The 941-nt window shown below is 64.6% G+C and carries 1 protein-coding gene; it reads left to right on the top strand.

Annotation, left to right across the window (positions count from 1 at the left end):
• On the top strand, window positions 1–941 hold a 941-nt coding region (locus NKI38_RS33465; RefSeq protein ID WP_352665154.1), incomplete at both ends, for a sulfate adenylyltransferase subunit 1.

Here is a 941-nt window from a genome sequence, read left to right as displayed (position 1 = left end):
CTCGCCGCGCTCGAACGCGATTCGCGCAAGCACGGCACGACCGGCGACGACATCGACTTCGCGCTGCTGGTCGATGGCCTTGAGGCCGAGCGCGAGCAAGGCATCACCATCGATGTCGCCTACCGCTTCTTCGCCACGCCGAAGCGCAAATTCATCGTCGCCGACACGCCCGGCCACGAGCAATACACGCGCAACATGGCGACCGGTGCCTCGACCGCCGACCTGGCGATCGTGCTGATCGATGCGCGGCAAGGGGTGCTGCGCCAGACGAGGCGCCATTCGATCATCGCCTCGCTGCTCGGCATCCGCCACATCGTGCTGGCCGTCAACAAGATCGATCTCGTCGGGTTCGACCAGGCGGTCTTCGAGCGGATCGTTGAAGACTACCGGCAATTCTCGCGCGATCTCGGTTTCCAGACCATGGTGCCGATCCCGATGTCGGCCCGCTACGGCGACAATGTCAGCCGCCGCTCCGAAAGCATGCAATGGTATTCCGGCCCGACGCTGATCGAGCATCTCGAAACCGTGTCGGTCGATGAGGCGGTGGCTGAACTGCCGTTCCGGTTTCCGGTCCAGTATGTCAATCGCCCCAATCTCGACTTTCGCGGCTTTGCCGGCACGATCGCCTCCGGCTCGGTTGCTTCAGGCGACGAGGTCGTTGTCGCCAAGTCGGGCAAATCCTCGCGCGTCAAGCGGATCGTCTCCTATGGCGGCGATCTTGCCCGGGCGGCTGCCGGCCAGGCCATCACGCTGGTTCTTGACGACGAGGTCGAGATCTCACGCGGCAACATGCTGGTTTCGCCGGCCGCACGGCCGCAGGTCGCAGACCAGTTCGCCGCCAACATCGTCTGGTTCGACGAGCATGCGCTGCTGCCCGGCCGCTCCTACATCCTGCGCACCGAGACCGACCAGGCCAGCGCCACCGTCACCGACCTGAAATA

Source organism: Mesorhizobium sp. M0621 (assembly GCF_040320745.1).
Classification (GTDB): domain Bacteria; phylum Pseudomonadota; class Alphaproteobacteria; order Rhizobiales; family Rhizobiaceae; genus Mesorhizobium.
Note: the sequence above shows the minus strand (reverse complement) of the source record. Positions and strands in the feature narration are given on the sequence as shown.